This window comes from Streptomyces sp. NPDC111656, from assembly GCF_055656965.1.
The window spans coordinates 93,405-109,660 of the sequence record NZ_JBVKCA010000024.1; the positions used below are offsets into that span (position 1 = coordinate 93,405).

12 protein-coding genes and 1 riboswitch are annotated in these 16,256 nt (G+C 69.6%); of the genes, 2 read left to right on the forward strand and 10 right to left on the reverse strand.

Annotated elements, in window-relative coordinates; translation table 11 throughout:
• Nucleotides 1-129: 129 nt before the first annotated feature.
• A complete protein-coding gene (locus tag ACZ7M3_RS44115; protein WP_472071377.1) occupies nucleotides 130-2,658 on the forward strand; it encodes an ABC transporter permease in 2,529 nt (842 codons plus the stop codon).
• A gap of 72 nt (nucleotides 2,659-2,730) precedes the next feature.
• Here the strand turns inward: ACZ7M3_RS44115 and ACZ7M3_RS44120 are convergent, their stop codons facing one another.
• The 9 genes from ACZ7M3_RS44120 to ACZ7M3_RS44160 form a co-directional block, all read right to left on the reverse strand.
• Nucleotides 2,731-4,032 (reverse strand): class I SAM-dependent methyltransferase, encoded by a 1,302-nt coding sequence (locus tag ACZ7M3_RS44120; RefSeq protein ID WP_472071379.1) that lies wholly within the window; start codon nucleotides 4,030-4,032, stop codon nucleotides 2,731-2,733.
• 317 nt (nucleotides 4,033-4,349) lie between these two features.
• Nucleotides 4,350-5,744, reverse strand: a complete 1,395-nt coding sequence (locus ACZ7M3_RS44125; RefSeq protein WP_472071381.1) for an NAD(P)/FAD-dependent oxidoreductase — start codon at nucleotides 5,742-5,744, stop codon at nucleotides 4,350-4,352.
• Between the two features lie 489 nt (nucleotides 5,745-6,233).
• Nucleotides 6,234-7,175: a Ppx/GppA phosphatase family protein gene (locus ACZ7M3_RS44130; RefSeq protein ID WP_472071383.1), complete on the reverse strand. Its 942-nt coding sequence runs from the start codon at nucleotides 7,173-7,175 to the stop codon at nucleotides 6,234-6,236.
• Between the two features lie 250 nt (nucleotides 7,176-7,425).
• Entirely contained in the window at nucleotides 7,426-7,962 is a 537-nt protein-coding gene (locus ACZ7M3_RS44135) for a DUF501 domain-containing protein (RefSeq protein ID WP_382034841.1), read from the reverse strand.
• A gap of 60 nt (nucleotides 7,963-8,022) precedes the next feature.
• A complete protein-coding gene (locus tag ACZ7M3_RS44140) occupies nucleotides 8,023-8,499 on the reverse strand; it encodes an FtsB family cell division protein (RefSeq protein WP_095854241.1) in 477 nt (158 codons plus the stop codon).
• Between the two features lie 101 nt (nucleotides 8,500-8,600).
• Entirely contained in the window at nucleotides 8,601-9,887 is a 1,287-nt protein-coding gene (gene eno / locus ACZ7M3_RS44145) for a phosphopyruvate hydratase (RefSeq protein ID WP_060897729.1), read from the reverse strand.
• Nucleotides 9,888-10,224: 337 nt separating this feature from the next.
• Nucleotides 10,225-10,935 (reverse strand): transglycosylase family protein, encoded by a 711-nt coding sequence (locus ACZ7M3_RS44150; RefSeq protein ID WP_452966234.1) that lies wholly within the window; start codon nucleotides 10,933-10,935, stop codon nucleotides 10,225-10,227.
• A gap of 4 nt (nucleotides 10,936-10,939) precedes the next feature.
• A riboswitch (cyclic di-AMP (ydaO/yuaA leader) is annotated at nucleotides 10,940-11,103 on the reverse strand.
• 183 nt (nucleotides 11,104-11,286) lie between these two features.
• Nucleotides 11,287-12,267 (reverse strand): LysM peptidoglycan-binding domain-containing protein, encoded by a 981-nt coding sequence (locus ACZ7M3_RS44155; RefSeq protein WP_472071386.1) that lies wholly within the window; start codon nucleotides 12,265-12,267, stop codon nucleotides 11,287-11,289.
• Nucleotides 12,268-12,438: 171 nt separating this feature from the next.
• Nucleotides 12,439-13,722, reverse strand: a complete 1,284-nt coding sequence (locus ACZ7M3_RS44160; RefSeq protein ID WP_351300955.1) for a cytochrome P450 family protein — start codon at nucleotides 13,720-13,722, stop codon at nucleotides 12,439-12,441.
• 146 nt (nucleotides 13,723-13,868) lie between these two features.
• On the opposite strand from ACZ7M3_RS44160, the gene ACZ7M3_RS44165 reads away from it, so the two are divergent.
• Nucleotides 13,869-15,080 (forward strand): globin domain-containing protein, encoded by a 1,212-nt coding sequence (locus ACZ7M3_RS44165; protein WP_472071388.1) that lies wholly within the window; start codon nucleotides 13,869-13,871, stop codon nucleotides 15,078-15,080.
• 113 nt (nucleotides 15,081-15,193) lie between these two features.
• Here ACZ7M3_RS44165 and ACZ7M3_RS44170 read toward each other — a convergent pair whose 3' ends face one another.
• Nucleotides 15,194-16,180 carry a nucleoside triphosphate pyrophosphohydrolase gene (locus ACZ7M3_RS44170; RefSeq protein ID WP_393017422.1) on the reverse strand — a complete coding sequence of 329 codons (987 nt, stop codon included), beginning with the start codon at nucleotides 16,178-16,180 and terminating at the stop codon, nucleotides 15,194-15,196.
• Nucleotides 16,181-16,256 lie beyond the last annotated feature (76 nt).

Below are 16,256 nucleotides of genomic sequence, written 5' to 3' on the forward strand. Positions count from 1 at the left end.
CCTGCGCTCTCAACGGGCGCGGGGAACCGCGCGCCCAGCCCCCACCCGCCCGCAGCCGACGGACTCACCGCAGACACAGCCACACCCTCCGCCTGCCGACCGCCTCACCCTCCTGGACTGAGAAACCCCATGTTCCGAACCGCCTTGCGCAACGTGCTCGCGCACAAGGCCAGGCTCCTGATGACCGTGCTCGCCGTAATGCTCGGCGTGGCGTTCGTATCGGGCACCCTGGTCTTCACCAACACCATCTCCGACGCCTACCAGAAGAGCTCCGCCAAGGGCTTCGACCAGGTCGACGTCGCCATCCAGCCCAAGGCCCAGGACGACAAGGGCGACAAGGTCGGCAAGGAGCAGAAGCTCACGCAGGCGCTGCTCGAGAAGGCCTCCAAGGCCCCCGGCGCCGGCACCACCATGGGCGTCGTGACCGGCTTCACCGCGATAGCCGACAAGGACGGCAAACTCGTCGGCAGCGGCTTCCAGTCTCAGGGCGGCAACTACTGGGGCACCAAGGACGCCCGCTACCCGCTGACCAGCGGCCACGCGCCCAAGGGCGAGAACGAGGTCGCGATCGACTCGGAGACCGCGAGGCGCGCGGGCTACAAGGTCGGCGACACCGTACGGCTGTCCGTCGACGGCCCCGTCCTCAAGCCCACCGTCGCCGGCGTCTTCACCACCGACGACGGCAACGTCGCGGCCGGCGGCAGCCTCGCCCTCTTCGACACGGCGACCGCGCAGCAGCTCTTCCACCGCGTCGGCGAGTACGACGAGATCGACGTGAAGGCCGCGTCCGGCACCAGCCAGACCGCCCTGCGCGCCGCCCTCGACCAGGTCATCCCGAAGGGCGTCGCCTCCACCACCACCGGCAAGCAGCTCGCCGACGACCAGGCGAGCGCGATCGCCTCCGCGATGAGCGGCATGAAGACGGGCCTGCTGGTCTTCGCGGGCATCGCGCTGTTCGTAGGTACGTTCATCATCGCCAACACCTTCACCATGCTGGTCGCCCAGCGCACCAAGGAACTCGCCCTGCTGCGCGCCGTCGGCGCCTCCCGCCGCCAGGTCACCCGCTCCGTGCTCGTCGAGGCCTTCGTCGTCGGCGCGGTCGCCGCGGTGGCGGGTCTGCTCGCGGGCATCGGCATCGGCGCGGGCATGCGCTCGCTGATGGGCTCACTCGGCGCCACCGTCCCGGACGGCCCGCTGGTGATCTCGCCCGGCACGATCGCCACGGCCCTGCTCGTCGGCATCCTCATCACCATGCTGGCCGCCTGGCTGCCCGGCCGTCGCGCCGCGAAGATCCCGCCGGTCGCCGCGATGAGCAGCGTGCACGCGCAGGCGACGACGAAGTCCCTGGTCGTACGGAACACGATCGGCGCCCTGTTCGCCGCGGCCGGCGTGGCCGTCGTCCTGTACGCGACGACCATGAGCGGCTCGGACGGACAGGCCCCGATGGGCCTCGGGGCTGTCCTCCTCATCATCGGTGTCTTCGTGCTGACCCCGCTGCTCTCGCGCCCCCTGATCGCGGCCGCGGCTCCGGTGCTCCGTGTCTTCGGGGTCTCCGGCAAGCTCGCCCGCCAGAACTCGGTGCGCAACCCCCGCCGTACGGCCGCCACCGCCTCCGCCCTGATGATCGGGCTCACCCTGATCACCGGTATGACGGTGATGGCGGGCAGCCTGCAGAAGTCGATCGACAAGATGGCCAGCTCCGCGATCAAGGCGGACTACGTCGTGTCGATGGCGAACGGCGTCCCCCTCTCCCCGAACGTCGCGAAGACCCTCGCCGACCTCGACGGCGTCACCGACACCAGCCCCCTGCGCACCTCCCCCTCGCGCATCGACGGCACGTCCGAGTTGCTGGCGGGCGTGAACGGCGAGTCCATCTCCAAGCTCACCGACCTCACGCTCGACGAGGGCGCCTTCAAGGTCGGCGGCACGCAGGTCGTCGTGGACGACGACACCGCCAAGTCGCACGGCTGGAAGGCCGGTTCGGACCTCACGGTCTCCTACGAGGACGGCAAGAAGCAGCGCCTCACCGTCGCCGGGATCTACCACGGCAACCTGATGATCAACGGCATCATGGTCGACAACGCGACGCTCGCCCCGCACCTGACGGACGTCGCCGACATGCAGGTCATGCTGAAGACGGCCGGCGGCACGTCCGACGCGACCAAGAACAAGCTGGAGAAGGCCCTCGGCAACAACCCGGCCGTCCAGGTCCAGGACAAGAAGGACATCTCCAACGGCATCGCGCAGATGTTCACCCTGCTCCTGAACATGCTCTACGGCCTGCTCGCCATGGCGGTCATCGTCGCCGTCCTCGGTGTCATCAACACCCTGGCCATGTCGGTCTTCGAGCGCTCCCAGGAGATCGGGATGCTCCGCGCGATCGGCCTCGACCGCAAGGGCATCAAGCGGATGGTCCGCCTGGAGTCCCTGGTCATCTCGCTCTTCGGCGGCGTGCTCGGCATCGGCCTGGGCGTGTTCTTCGGCTGGGCGGCCGGCGAGCTCGTCGGCAGCAAGATGTCGACGTACGAACTGGTCCTGCCCTGGGACCGGATGGCTCTCTTCCTGCTCCTCGCGGGGACGGTCGGCGTGCTGGCCGCGCTGTGGCCGGCCCGCCGGGCGTCCCGCCTGAACATGCTGTCGGCGATCAAGTCGGAGTAGCGGAGAACCGGTTACGAACGTCGGGGCCCCGTTCCGGATCGGAACGGGGCCCCGGTCGTCGGCGGGCCACTGTCACTGGGTCGGGTTCCAGGTTCTGGCCCGCAGGGGCATTCCGGAGGCACCGGAGGGCTCGGGGGTCCTGATCGCCAGTACCTGGTTGACGCCGATGCGGTTGCGCTCGAAGGCGACCGCGGAGGCCGCCATGTACAGACGCCAGACACGGGCGCGGCCCGGACCGGTGAGCGCCACGGCCCGCGTCCACTGCGCCTCCAGGTTGGTGACCCAGCGGCGGAGCGTGAGGGCGTAGTGCTCGCGGATCGACTCGACGTCGCGGACCTCGAACCCGGCGCGTTCCAGCTGGGTGACGGTCGTGCCGATGGGCGCGAGCTCGCCGTCCGGGAAGACGTAGGCGTCGATGAACTCGTCGACGTCGTACGCCGATTCGTCCCGCCGGGGCGGCCGTGCGATCTGGTGGTTGAGCAACCGCCCGCCCGGCTTGAGGAGGCGGTACAGCACCTCGGCGTACTCCAGATAGCGCTCGGCGCCCACGTGTTCGGCCATGCCGATGGAGGAGATCGCGTCGTACGGCCCGTCGGCGACGTCCCGGTAGTCCTGCACCCGGATCTCCACCCGGTCGGTCAGTCCCTCGTCCGCGACCCGTTTACGGGCGTACGCGGCCTGCTCGTGCGAGAGCGTGACCCCGACGACGCTCACGCCGTGCTCGCGGGCGGCGTGGATCGCCATCGAGCCCCAGCCGCAGCCGACGTCGAGGAGCCGCTGACCCGGTCTCAGATCGAGTTTCTGCGCGATGAGTTCCAGCTTGTCGCGCTGGGCGTCCTCGAGGGTGCCGCCGTCCTCCCAGTAGGCGCACGAGTAGACCATCGAGGGCCCGAGGACGATCTCGTAGAAGTCGTTGCCCACGTCGTAGTGGTGGCTGATGGCGCGCTGGTCGCTGCGCTTGGTGTGGAGGCGGCGGCGGCGCCTGCGCATCTCTTCCTGGGGCGGGCTGGGCGGCAACGGGAGGCCGCCCATCTTCACCAGTCCGCGGACGGCGGCCCGTACCTCCGGATCGCGCAGGGCCTCCGCGAGGCCCCGCGCGTCCTCGCCCCGGTCCCAGACGAGCCCCGACAGCAGGTCGAGCGCGGTGTAGAGGTCGCCCTCCACCCCCAGGTCCCCGGCGACCCAGGCCCGGGCGAGCCCCACCTCACCCGGTTTCCACAGCAGCCGGCGCAGGGCGCGCCGGTTGCGCACGACAACGGCGGGGGCGCCGGGAGGGCCGGCTTCCGAGCCGTCCCAGGCGCGGATGCGCATCGGGAGCGGGGCCCCCACCAACTGTTCGACAAGGCTCTTCAGCCGCAGCGCGGCGTCCTGCATGGCGTACACCTCCGAGACAAAACTCCCGAACGCTCCAACACCACGTAAACACCAACCGGCCTCGCGCGCAGTCCCCCTTCCGCGTTACAGCTGAGCAAAATACTTGTACCCGCCATGCTCTTTCGAGGGGGTGAGAGGGGCGCGCGCCCCGGAAAGCCGGGCGCCCCGAGGCTTTCAGGGGCGCGGGCCGTGACATTGTGCGCCTCCGCCGCGTGGGCGCGACCAGCCCCCACCGGCCCGCGGCCGAACAATGCCGAAGGGACCTCCCGCACCACGGATGGCGGAAGGTCCCTCAGGGACGAACAGGTGACCGGAGGTCAGGAGGCCTTGGCCTTCTCCTCGGTCTTGGCGACGGCCGGAGCCGCGGCGGCAGCCGGAGCCGGCTTCGCAGCCTCGTAGAACTCCTCACGAGGCGTCTCGATCGCACCGAGCGAGACGACCTCACGCTTGAGGAACATCGCGAGCGTCCAGTCGGCGAAGACGCGGATCTTACGGTTCCACGTCGGCATCGCCAGCCCGTGGTAGCCACGGTGCATGTACCAGGCCAGGCGACCCTTGACCTTGATCTTCATCTTGCCCATGACGATCATGGCGACGCCCTTGTGCAGGCCGAGACCCGCGACAGCGCCCTTGTTGGCGTGCGAGTACTCCTTCTGCGGGAAGCCCCGCATACCGGAGACCACGTTGTCGCCGAGCACCTTGGCCTGACGGAGCGCGTGCTGCGCGTTCGGCGGGCACCAAGCGTTCTCGACCCCGGCCTTGCGCGCGGCGACGTCCGGCACCTGGGCGTTGTCGCCGGCGGCCCAGATGTAGTCCGTGCCCTGCACCTGGAGGGTGGTCTGGGTGTCCACGTGACCACGCGGGCCGAGCGGCAGACCGAAGCGGGAGAGGACGGGGTTCGGCTTGACGCCGGCCGTCCACACGATGGTGTTGGAGTCGACCTCGAGGCCGTTCTTCAGCACGACGTGGCCGTCGACGCAGGAGTCCATGGAGGTGGAGAGGTAGATCTCCACGCCACGGCTCTCCAGGTGCTCCTTGCCGTACTGGCCGAGCTTGGGGCCGACCTCGGGAAGGATCTTGTCCGCGGCGTCGACGAGGATGAAGCGCATGTCCTCGCGGGACACGTTGGTGTAGTACTTCGACGCGTCGCGGGCCATGTCCTCGACCTCGCCGATGGTCTCCGCACCCGCGAAGCCACCACCCACGAAGACGAAGGTGAGCGCCTTGCGGCGGATGTCCTCGTCCGTGGTCGAGTCAGCCTTGTCGAGCTGCTCGAGGACGTGGTTGCGCAGGCCGATGGACTCCTCGATGCCCTTCATACCGATGCCCTGTTCGGCGAGGCCGGGGATCGGGAAGGTGCGGGAGACCGCGCCCATCGCGATGACGAGGTAGTCGAAAGGCAGCTCGTACGCCTCGCCCACGAGGGGGGCGATCGTGGCGACCTTGCGGTCCTGGTCGATGGTGGTGACCCGGCCGGTGAGGACCTCCGCCTTGGGCAGGACGCGTCGCAACGGGACGACGACATGCCGAGGGGAGATGCTGCCGGCGGCGGCTTCGGGGAGGAAGGGCTGGTAGGTCATGTACGACCGGGGGTCGACGACCGTGACGGTCGCCTCGCCGTAGCGCATCTTCTTGAGAATGCGCCGAGCTGCGTACAGGCCTACGTACCCACCGCCTACTACGAGGATCCTGGGACGCTCCGTGGTGCTCATGCCATCGAGTATCCACCCGCCCCTGGAGGGTCGCTCGTGCGCCCCTTCACAAGCTTGGGTGGGGCCTCTGCTACACTGCGCCGCTCACGTGACCCAGGTCATGGCGGCGAGGGGGAACCACCGTGTAGTGGTGACCGTTGTCAACACCGCGTGAGCTGCCGCTCCGGGTGTCCGAACCGGTCGAACCACCCCTCCACTTCACCCACCGGAAACACTCCCGGAACACTCCGTTGAGCACCCTCCCGAGCCTGGTGAGCCCCCTAAGAGCACTCAAGGGGGCTCATCGTCCCCCCACTGGCCCGAATTCCTTGTGAAGAACTTCACGAAGTTTTCCGGCGGCGTGTCGCCGAGAAGGCCCGAATGGCCCCCTGGGCGCGCTCATACGTTATCCGACCTGCTCAAGGGAGGCTACCGGCAGGTAGCAAAGGCTCCCTCATCTCAAGAGCCACACTCGGAAACGGCACCCCTCGGCCCGGTCCGGTCAGCCCCTCACGCGATGGACCACGCGATCCCGTCCAGGATGTCGTGCTCGCTCACCACGACCTCCGTCGCACCGATCCGCTCCATGATCGCGAGCAGGACGAGGGCGCCGGCGGCGATGACGTCGACGCGTCCCGGGTGCATGGAAGGGATCGCGGCGCGCTCGGCGTGGGTGGAGACCAGCAGCCGCTCGGTGATCTCGCGGACCTTCTCGTACGGGATCCGGGAGTGGTGGATGGCGGCCGAATCGTAGGCGGGGAGGTCCAGCGCGACGGCCGCGACCGTGGTGACCGAACCCGCGAGGCCGACGAGCGTGTGGGCCTCACGCAACGGGACCGTCCGCTCGGCGAGGTCGAGGGCCGCCTCGATGTCGGCGCGGATGGCCTCGATCTCGGCGGGGGTCGGCGGGTCGCTGACGATCCCGTCGTGCACGAGGTGCCGCTCGGTCATCCGTACGCAGCCGATGTCCACGGAGCGGGCGGCGCGCACGTGGTCGTCACCGACGACCAGTTCGGTGGACCCGCCGCCGATGTCCACGACCAGGTAGGGCCTGGCGAGGTCGTCGCGGCCCGTCAGTTCCTTGGTCGCGCCGGTGAAGGAGAACTCGGCCTCCTCGTCGCCGGTGATGACCTCGGGCTCGACGCCCAGGATGTCCAGCACGCCGCGTACGAACTCGTCCCGGTTCTCCGCGTCGCGGGAGGCGGAGGTCGCCACGAAGCGCAGTCGCTCCGCGCCGTGCCGCTTGATGATCGCCGCGTACTCGCGGCAGGCCGCGAAGGTGCGCTCCAGGGCCTCGGGGGCGAGGCGTCCGGTGCGGTCGACGCCCTGGCCGAGCCGGACGATCGTCATCCGGCGGTCCAGATCGACGAGTTCCCCCGTCACCGGGTTCGCGTCGGCGACGAGGAGGCGGATCGAATTCGTACCGCAGTCGATGGCGGCGACCCTGGTCATCGGTTGTTGTCTCCTGCTCGTGAATTCGTTACAACGACGCGCGACCGGGGCCGTGGACCCGGGGCGAAGCCCCGGCCCTTCAGGGGCGCGGGGAACTGCGCGCTCAACCCCCACCCACCCGCGGCCAAGGCACTCGGCGCAGGCGGGGTCTCGGGGCGAAGCCCCGCCCTGAGGGGCGCGGGGAACGGCGCGCTCAACCCCCACCGCCCCGCAGACGGCACACGCACCGGGAGGAGGGGACGCAGCCCCTTCACTCCCCCTCGGACGGCGGCTCCGCCGCCACCACGCACGCACCCTTGCGCCACCACTCCGGCAGCATCGCAATCGCCTCGTCGCCCAGCGGATTCACCCCCGGCCCCGCGGCCAGCGAGTGCGCCACCAGCACATGCAGACACTTCACCCGGTCCGGCATCCCACCGGCGCTCGGAAAGCCCGCCAACACCTCGATGGCGTCGCGCCGCGCGATGTAGTCCTCGTGGGCGGTCCGGTACGCGGCGGCCAGCTCGGGATCGGTCGCCAGCCGGTCCGTCATCTCCTTCATGACACCGTTGGCCTCCAGCGTGCCGATCGCGGAGGCCGCGCGCGGACACGTGAGGTAGTACGTCGTCGGGAACGGCGTACCGTCCGGCAGCCGGGGCGCCGTCTCCACCACGTCCGGCTGACCGCAGGGACAGCGGTGCGCGATCGCCCGCAGGCCGCGCGGCGGCCGGCCGAGCTGTTGCTTGAAGGCCTCGACGTCCGCGTCGGTCGGCTCGGTGCGCGGGGTGGGCGGCGGGGGCGTTTCCATGCCTGTGCTCAAGTCTCTTTCTTCTTCAATTCACCGGTCGTCAGGTCACCGGTCGTCAGGTCACCGGTCGGACTGGTCCGACTTGTCGACGCCGTCCCAGACGTTGGCGTACCAGGGGCGGGCTGCCACCCCCAGATCCGTACGCGACTGCTTCGCCGCGTCCGGGTCGATCACGACGTATCCGGTCTCGCCCGGCATCACATAGTGCAGCCGTTCCCGGATCTGCTGCTTCGCGTACGCGTCGTCCTGCCAACGCGCCTTGAGGTCACGCAGCTGTTCGACCCGGGCGCGGGCCTGCTCCTGCTGTCGCTCCAGATCGGCGATCTCGGCGCGCTGGGACACGTACTGCCTTATCGGGTACGCGAGGGCCACGATCAGAGAACAGAGTACGAGAGCCAGCAGCGCGGCGCGGCCGGTCAGGCGTGAGCGGCGGGCCTGGCGCTTGGTCTGCGAGCGGTAGACCCGGGCCGCCGTCTGCTCGCCGAGCAGCTTCAGCCTGGTCGCGGTGGAGAACCGGTCCCGGTCCTTCACGGCCATGTCCCGCCTCCCGTTCACACGCGCGTACGTCCCCGGACACGGTACGGGACCGGGTACGGGGACGTACGTACGACTGGCTAAGGCTTGACCCTCCGCGGGTGTCAGCCCTTGAAGCGGGGGAACGCGCTGCGGCCGGCGTACACCGCGGCGTCGTCGAGGATCTCCTCGATGCGCAGCAGCTGGTTGTACTTGGCGACGCGGTCCGAGCGGGCCGGGGCGCCGGTCTTGATCTGGCCGCAGTTCACCGCGACGGCGAGGTCGGCGATGGTGACGTCCTCGGTCTCGCCGGAGCGGTGCGACATCATGCACTTGAAGCCGTTGCGCTGGGCCATCTCGACGGCGTCCAGGGTCTCGGTCAGCGAGCCGATCTGGTTGACCTTGACGAGCAGGGCGTTCGCGGAGCCCTCCTCGATGCCACGGGCCAGGCGCTCCGGGTTGGTGACGAAGAGGTCGTCGCCGACGATCTGGACCTTGTCGCCCAGCTTCTCGGTGATGACGTTCCAGCCGGCCCAGTCGTCCTCGTACAGCGGGTCCTCGATGGAGACCAGCGGGTACGCGGAGACGAGCTCCTCGTAGTACTCGGTCATCTCGGCGGCCGAGCGGGACTTGCCCTCGAACTCGTACTTGCCGTCCTTGTAGAACTCGGACGCGGCGACGTCGAGCGCGAGCGCGATCTGCTCGCCGGGGATGTAGCCGGCCTGCTTGATGGCCTCGAGGATGAGGTCGAGCGCGGCGCGGTTCGACTCCAGGTTCGGGGCGAAGCCGCCCTCGTCGCCCAGGCCGGTGGACAGGCCCTTGGTCTTCAGCACCTTCTTGAGGGTGTGGTAGACCTCGGCGCCCCAGCGCAGGGCCTCGGAGAAGGACTCCGCGCCGATCGGAGCGATCATGAACTCCTGGATGTCCACGTTGGAGTCGGCGTGCGAGCCGCCGTTCAGGATGTTCATCATCGGAACGGGCAGCAGGTGCGCGTTCGGTCCGCCCAGGTAGCGGAAGAGGGGGAGGTCGGACGCCTCGGAGGCGGCGTGCGCGACGGCGAGCGAGACGCCGAGGATGGCGTTGGCGCCGAGCGAGCCCTTGTTGTCGGTGGCGTCCAGGTCGAACATCGCCTGGTCGATCAGGCGCTGCTCGGTGGCGTCGTAACCGACGAGCTCCGGGCCGATCTGCTCGATGACGGCAAGGACGGCCTTCTCGACACCCTTGCCGCCGTAACGGTTGGGGTCACCGTCACGGAGCTCGATGGCCTCGAAGGCGCCGGTGGACGCGCCGGACGGAACGGCGGCACGACCCGTGCTGCCGTCGTCGAGGCCGACCTCGACCTCGACCGTGGGGTTGCCTCGGGAGTCCAGGATTTCCCGGGCTACGACGACGTCGATGGACGGCACGAGCATCTCCTTCTGGGATGTGACGCGGGTACGCGGAGCCTGTGATGGCTTCGCGACATGAGCCTAACCGCCCCGGGGGGATCGGCCAGCCGGTCGCCCACCCCTTGGGCAGAACTGAACGTACACATTGTTCCAGAACGGAACAAAAACGGGTACGGAAATCCGGGTACGAAATGCTCGGTGCGAAGTGCTGGACACGAAAAACCCCGCTCCGGCGCGTACGGGGGAACACGCACCGGAGCGGGGGGCCCGTGGGGACGGGGGTGGCCCTCACCGGGGTCTCCAGTGTGGAGACCCCTTTTATGCGGGAGCTGTCATTCAGCTGAGGTGAAGCTGCCGATCATCAGCTGAGGTGCAGCCGCTGACCCGGGTAGATGAAGTCGGCATCGTCGACGATGTCCTTGTTCAGCTTGAACAGCTGCTGCCAGCCGCCCTTGACCTTCTTCTTCTCGGCGATCGAGCTGAGGCTGTCACCCTTGACGACCTTGTACTCGCCGTCGCCCTTCTTGACCTTCTTGCCGGTCGGGGTGGAGACGGTCTTCTCGGCGGCCGGGCGCGACGCCGAACGGGAGGCCGCGGTGTCCGTCGAGCGGGTGGTGTTGCTGGTGCTCGGCGAGCTGTTCGACGAGGAGCCGTTCGAGGAGGACGAGGTCGACGGGGCGCTCGCGCCGCCGGTGTACGCAGCGCTCGACAGGCCCGTGCCACAGGTCGGCCAGGCGCCCTTGCCCTGCGCAGCGAGGACCTTCTCGCCGACGGTGATCTGCTGGGACTTGGAGGCCTGGTTGGCGGTCGCGGCGTACGCGGTGCCGCCGTACGCGGCCCAGGTGGAGGCCGAGAACTGCAGACCGCCGTAGTAGCCGTTGCCGGTGTTGATGGACCAGTTCCCGCCGGACTCGCACTGGGCGACGGCGTCCCACTGGGAGGCGGTGGCGGCGGAGGCGTTGCCGGCCGCCATCAGCGGAGCGGCGATGGCGACACCGGTGACACCGGCGAGCGTGGCGACACGAGTGGCCTTGGACGGACGGCGGTGCTTGCCCTTGCCGGAAAACAGCATGGAGAGATCCCCTCACCGACGCCTGCGAGGTGAGCTGTCGGGTTCGGGCGGGTGAGTGCCCGGCCGTGCGCGCTGAGCGCTCGGCTTCACCCCAAGCCGCTCCCGGTCAACTACCGGGCGCGGCGCATACCTTGGGTCCCCCGCTCCTGCCTACGGCGCTGACGCGTCGACTGTTCCCGTACGGCCGTTGGCAGGATTCGGCGTTGACGACCGTCGGGGCCCGCTGTGGCGAGCGGTGACGACCGTAAGCAGTCGATCGGCTGAATTCCAAAGACGATCAGGGCCTTTGAGATCCATCTCTCACTCGCGCCAAACCGGACATTACACAGCGAACCGTGACGCGAACTGCCCCTACTTTTCGCCCGATTCGGCACCAACTGCAAGGCTCTGACCGGGGAGGATGAGGTTCGGGTCGACGCCGACCGTCTTCTTGTTCGCGTCGTACAGCTCGGCCCATCCGCCTTTGAGGTCAAGGGCGTCCGCGATGGTCCAGAGATTGTCTCCGACGCGCACGACGTAGGAGCCGTCGACGGCGTCGCGGGAGGCGCCGGCGCCGCGCGAGGCGTGCCGCCCGGAGGAGTCGTCGCTACGGCCGTCCACGGCACTGTCGGTGGTGTTCTCGTCCGCGGTGCCGCCACGGTGGCGCCCCGCACCGGTCGTCGCGTTCTCGGACGTACCGGAAGAGTCGTCGCCCTGGCCGGAGTTGCCCGAGTCGTCACTCTTCGCCGTTTCCGTGTCGGAGCCGTCCGCCCCCTGGGCGTCGCCGCCGGTGTCGGCCTTCGTCGTGTTCTCGGACGCCTTCGAGGACGAACCGGACGAAGACGAATCGGACTTCGAGCCGGAAGAGCCGGACGGAGTCGAAGTCGCGGACGAACTGGATGAATCGGATGAACCAGATGAATCCGATGTACTGGACGAGTCGTTCGCCACGCCCGTGTCGACCAGGATGTCGCCCGAGTGCTTGCTCAGCCCGGAGAGCGGTCCGCAGGTCGGCCAGGCGGTGAGGCCCTGGTCGTCGAGGAGCTTCTCGGCGATGGCTATCTGCTGTGAGCGGCTGGCCTCGTCGGCGCTCGACGCGTAGGCGAGGCCGCCGTACTTCTCCCAGTCCGCCTGGCTGATCTGGAGCCCGCCGTAATACCCGTTGCCGCTGTCGGCACTCCACTGGCCGGCGCTCTCGCACTCGGCGACCCGGTCCCACGTGGTGCCGTCGGCCGCGCTCGCGCTGGTGGCACCGAGCAACGGGATCGCGATGGCGGATCCGGTCACCCCTGCCGCGACGATGAGGGCCGGGGCCTGACGGGGGCGACGATGGCGGCCGTTCCCGGAGAGCATGCGGAAGCCTTTCACGTGACAGCAGGTGACTACGCGACGTGTGAGTCGCGTTGACGAGTGAACGTATCCGCACCCGAACACTTGTCACAAGTCGATGCAGCGTAGATCACGTGAAGATCACAGAGTTGAATGCGCGTCAGGTTTGAGCACCCTTAGGTGTATGGTCGCCCGCTATCGCGAGACCGGTACCGGAGGCGTGAACTCCACTGGAAGCGTGCGCAATCCACGCATAATGAGCCCGCCGCGCCAGCGCAAATCGGCCGAATCCCCCGCGAGTTGGAGGTCGGGGAGACGGGTGAGGAGGGTGGCGAGCGCGGTCTGACCCTCCAGGCGGGCGAGCGGGGCGCCGAGACAGTAGTGAAGGCCGTGGCCGTAGCCGAGGTGTTGGTTGTCACGGCGGGAGAGGTCGAGCGTGTCCGGCCGTTCGAACCGCGCGGGGTCACGGTCCGCAGCCGCGAGGACCACGAGGACGGGGTCGCCGGGCGCGATGCCTTGACCGCCGATGCACACGGCCTCGGTCGCGAACCGCCACGTGGCCAGTTCCACGGGCCCGTCGTATCGGAGGAGTTCCTCGACGCCGGTCTCGAGGAGTTCGCGTTCGCGGGCGGCGAGGGACTTCTGGAGGCGCGCGCGCTGCTCGGGGTGGGTGAGGAGGGCGTACGTGCCGTTGCCGATGAGATTGACGGTCGTCTCGAACCCGGCGAAGAGCAGGATGAAGGCCATGGCGGCGGCCTCGTTCTCCGTGAGGTGCTCGCCGTGGTCGGACGCGCGGATGAGACCGGAGATGAGGTCCTCACCGGGCGCGGGCGTGTCGGGAAGGCCTTCCCGCTTCTTGTGAATGAGCTCGAGCAGATACCCGCGCATCTTCTTGACCGACCGCGCGACCCCGCCCCGCGGTCCGCCGCCGTGCCGGATCATCATCCCCGCCCAGTCCCGGAAGTCGTCCTGGTCCTCGCGGGGCACGCCCAGCAGGTCGCAGATGGCGTAAATGGGAAGCGGGAACGCGAACTCGTGGATCAGATCCGCGGAACCCTTCGCCGCGAACTGGTCGATCAGTTGATCGGTGAGCTCCTGCACGCGCGGCGCGAACTCGGCCACCCGTCGCGGTGTGAACGCCTTCGAGACCAGCCGCCGCAGCCGGGTGTGGTCCGGCGGGTCGATGTTCAGCAGATGCGTCATCAACTCGGCCTTGCGCTCCCCCGGAATACCCGTCTTCCCTTTCGCGTGGGCGGGTTCGTCGTGGTGCGCCGGATTCTTGCTGAGCCGCGCGTCGGCGAGCGCCTGCTTGGCGTCCGCGTACCGCGTCACCAGCCAGGCCTCCACCCCACTCGGCAGCCGCGTCCTGTGCACGGGGGCGTGCTCCCGCAGCCAGGCGTACGCGGGGTAGGGGTCGCTGGCGAACTCCCAGGTGAAGAGTTCCGGGGCGGGGCTGAACGGCGGCGGCTGATCGGTCACTCCCTGACGGTATCCGGAGGGAGGGGGAGCGGGGCGGGGGCGGTATGCGTGTGGGGGCGGCGCAGACCGCGCCCGATTCATCCATGACCATCCCGAAATCGGCTGCTGTTTGACTCCACGGCTCGCCTCCTCCCTAAATTCGCGCCGTGGACCCCGAAATACTCAGATCCAGCTTCGCGGTCGTCGAGAGACGAGCCGAGTTCGCGGTCAAGTACTTCTACTCGCATCTCTTCCGGCACAACCCGGACGTCCGCGGGCTCTTCCCCCTGGACTTCCCGGAGGACATGGAGCGACAGCGGGACCGGTTGTTCGCGGCACTCACATATGTGATGGAACGGCTGGAGGATCCGACGCTGCCGGGGTACCTGCGGGAGCTGGGACGGGACCACCGGAAGTACCTGGCCGAGCCGGAGCACTACGCCGCCGTGGGGGCGAGCCTGATCGCCGCGTTCGCCGCCGTCGCGGGGTCGGCCTGGAGCGCGGAGGCGGAGAAGGCCTGGGCCGAGGCGTACGGGGCGATCACGAACGTCATGCTCCAGGGCGCGTGGGAGGCACAGCACGAGGGTGAACCGCCCTGGTGGGACGCCGAGGTCGTGTCCCGGACCCGGCACGGCGACGACCTCGTCGTACTGACCCTCCGCCCGCACCAGCGGCTGCGCTACTCCCCCGGCCAGTACGTCAGCGTCAGCGTCCCCCATCTGCCGGGCATCTGGCGCCCGTACTCGCTCGGCAACGCGCCCCGCGCCGACCACACCGTCGACCTGCACGTCAGCCGCGTGGAGGACGGGGTGCTGTCCACCGCCCTGGTCCGGCAGACCCGGGAGGGCGATGTCCTGCGGCTCGGCGCACCCGGCGGCGCCCTGACCCTGCGGGCGCCGGTGGAACGGCCGCTGACCTTCATCGCGGCCGGCACCGGATGGGCCCCCGTCAAGGCGCTGCTCCAGCAACTCGACGCCACGCACGAGGCCCGGCTGTTCCTCGTGGCCCGCGACACCTCGTACCTCTACGACCGGTCGGCCGTGGAACGACTCCAGTCCCGGTTACCCCGCCTCGGCGTCACCTTCATCACCCCCGCACCCGGCCGCCCCAAGGCCCAGGCCACCGAGCGACTGCTGACCGCGCTGGGCAACCGCGCCGGCTGGGCCCGCCACGACGTCTATCTCGCCGGGCCGCCCCAGCTCGTCGAGGAGATCGCCGAGGCCCTTCCCGCCCTCGGCACCCCGCCGGAACAGATCGTCCACGACCTCCTCCCACCCGCCGACCCCGGCCGCCCCCGCCCGCTGGGCCCCGCGGAGTGGCTCCTGGACCGCCCCCACCCCAACTGGCACAACCCGACAAGCCGCGCCCCCCACACGTAGCCCTGTTGCCAGACCTCCCACCTCCCCCGTGCCCGATGCCGGTGGGTGGTGAGCCTCCACGCCCGGCGGCCCCCAGCCCCGCCCCTCGTCCTCCCGGCCCCAGCCGCCGGCCCTCAGCCCGTCTCCGTCGCCCGGATCGCGTCCCGGTAGGCCCGCGCCGCCGCGCGCAGGGCCGCCTCCGGGTCCACTCCCTCGGCCTCCGCGTGGGCGGCCATGGCCAGCAGCTCGTAGCCGACGCCTTCGCCTCGGGGGAGTTCGACCTCAAGTCCCGCCGTGCGCACGCGCGATGCCAGCTTCGCCGCAAGGGCCAGGCCCGGCTGGCCCAGCGGTATCCCCTCCGTCACGGACGTCCGCCGCTTCTCCTCGGCCTTGGTGCGCAGCCAGTGCTCCTTGACCTCCTCGGGGGTCGTGGCCGTCTCGTCGCCGAACACGTGCGGGTGGCGGTGGATCAGCTTGGCGACGATGCCGCCGGCCACGTCGTCGATGGAGAAGGGGGCCTCGGCGTCCTCCTCCGCGATCCTGGCGTGGAAGACGACCTGGAGCAGCACGTCGCCGAGCTCTTCCCTGAGCTCGTCCCGGTCGCCCTCCTCGATCGCCTCGACGAGCTCGTACGCCTCCTCGATCCCGTATTTCGCGAGGCCCTTGTGGGTCTGCTGGGACGACCACGGGCACTCGACGCGGATGCGGTCCATGACCTGGACGAGGTCGAGGAGGCGGGCGCCCGGCAGGTCGTACGAGGCCGGGAGCAGCTCCAGGTCGGGCATCTGTATGCGGCCGGAGCCGGCGAGGCGGGCCAGGCCGTCGGTGAGGCGCGGCTCGCCCTCCCCGGTGGCGACGACGACCACCGTGCGGCCACCGGCGCAGGCGTCCACCAGGTCCTGGGCATCGGGGGAAGCCTCGTCGACGCTGATGCCCGCCTCACGCAGATACGGCAGCTGCGGATGTGCGCCGTCCGCGCACAGCACCTGGTCTGCGGCGCGCAGCACCTGCCAGGCGGGCCAGGACAGCAGCCCGGGGGCGACGCGGTGGCTGGTGGTGAGCAGGACGATACGGCCGGGGTCGGGAACCTGGGCGGTGGCGTCGGAGCTGGTTGCGTTCACCCCACGAACGTAACCCACGCCACCGACGCCCCCAGGAGTTATCCACAGGCCGGGAGGCGGCCGAGCCGTTTATCCA

Coding starts and splice junctions, on each gene's coding strand:
- ACZ7M3_RS44125 (WP_472071381.1), bottom strand. CDS start 5,744: ATGAGCACCACGGAGCGTCCCAGGATCCTCGTAGTAGGCGGTGGGTAC.
- ACZ7M3_RS44120 (WP_472071379.1), bottom strand. CDS start 4,032: ATGCAGGACGCCGCGCTGCGGCTGAAGAGCCTTGTCGAACAGTTGGTG.
- ACZ7M3_RS44140 (WP_095854241.1), bottom strand. CDS start 8,499: ATGGCCGTGAAGGACCGGGACCGGTTCTCCACCGCGACCAGGCTGAAG.
- ACZ7M3_RS44155 (WP_472071386.1), bottom strand. CDS start 12,267: ATGCTCTCCGGGAACGGCCGCCATCGTCGCCCCCGTCAGGCCCCGGCC.
- ACZ7M3_RS44115 (WP_472071377.1), top strand. CDS start 130: ATGTTCCGAACCGCCTTGCGCAACGTGCTCGCGCACAAGGCCAGGCTC.
- eno (WP_060897729.1), bottom strand. CDS start 9,887: ATGCTCGTGCCGTCCATCGACGTCGTCGTAGCCCGGGAAATCCTGGAC.
- ACZ7M3_RS44135 (WP_382034841.1), bottom strand. CDS start 7,962: ATGGAAACGCCCCCGCCGCCCACCCCGCGCACCGAGCCGACCGACGCG.
- ACZ7M3_RS44150 (WP_452966234.1), bottom strand. CDS start 10,935: ATGCTGTTTTCCGGCAAGGGCAAGCACCGCCGTCCGTCCAAGGCCACT.
- ACZ7M3_RS44130 (WP_472071383.1), bottom strand. CDS start 7,175: ATGACCAGGGTCGCCGCCATCGACTGCGGTACGAATTCGATCCGCCTC.